Source organism: Enterobacter cloacae complex sp. P16RS2 (genome assembly GCF_014982155.1).
Classification (GTDB): Bacteria; Pseudomonadota; Gammaproteobacteria; order Enterobacterales; family Enterobacteriaceae; genus Enterobacter; species Enterobacter cloacae_M.
Window position 1 is genome coordinate 57,906 of sequence record NZ_JADCKW010000002.1, and the last position, 243, is coordinate 58,148.

1 tRNA gene is annotated in these 243 nt (G+C 57.2%); it reads left to right on the forward strand.

Annotation, left to right across the window (positions count from 1 at the left end):
* The first annotated feature begins 144 nt into the window (after window positions 1–144).
* Window positions 145–220 (forward strand) — tRNA-Val (locus INF68_RS00655).
* The last annotated feature ends 23 nt before the right edge of the window (window positions 221–243 follow it).

Consider the following 243-nt stretch of genomic DNA (forward strand, 5'->3'; position numbering starts at 1 on the left):
ATCCTGCACGACCCACCACTAAGTCAGGTGGAAGTAGTGGTTAAACGTGAAGGATAACGTTGCGTCAGCAACGGCCCGTAGGGCGAGGCGAAGCCGAGTCATCCTGCACGACCCACCACTTAACGCACACCAGCAGTACAGAGTGGGTGATTAGCTCAGTTGGTAGAGCATCTCCTTTACACGGAGGGGGTCGGCGGTTCGAGCCCGTCATCACCCACCACTCGGGTCGTTAGCTCAGTTGGT